The following is a 496-nucleotide window of genomic DNA, read 5'->3' as shown; positions in this document are numbered from 1 at the left end:
ACCCACTATCTGACCACCGGTTGTCACAAAAGAAACCTGAGTACCATCTCTAGCCTCATTATTAAAGCGGTCACCTGCGCGCACAGTCATTCGAGAAGTTGTTCCAGAAATATCCCAACCACGAGGGTTAAAGGTCTCTACAGATAAAGTAAAGCTGTCTTGGTCAGGAAGTCCACCCAGAACGGCAATTGAATCAGATGTCGTAGTTGTCGTTGCAGTTGAACCATCCTCATACTCAACAGTTACCGTTGCAATGATTGCCACACTAATGTTAACGCCACCAGCAGTAAGCTGTACTGAAGTATTACCCTCTTCATCCGTTACCGAAGAATAAGTCGATAAGCCATTAGGGAAAGTAATCCCCCCCACATTCGTTGACAGAGAATATTCAATTGTTTCACCTGCCATCGGCTCGCCCGTCGCATCGTTCAAACTGAAGGTAACGGTTGTAACCTCTGGGTGAGCACTTGAGCCACTGCCTTTCAACGCGATGGTT

The 496-nt window shown here is 46.8% G+C and carries 1 protein-coding gene; it reads right to left on the bottom strand.

The window, feature by feature from the left end; genetic code table 11:
- Positions 1-496, bottom strand: a 496-nt coding sequence (locus tag A3766_RS30750) for a hypothetical protein (protein ID WP_197479450.1), incomplete at both ends; no start/stop codon positions are given.

The sequence above is a fragment of the Oleiphilus sp. HI0132 genome (assembly GCF_001635845.1).
This window is presented reverse-complemented; position numbering and strand designations above follow the sequence as displayed.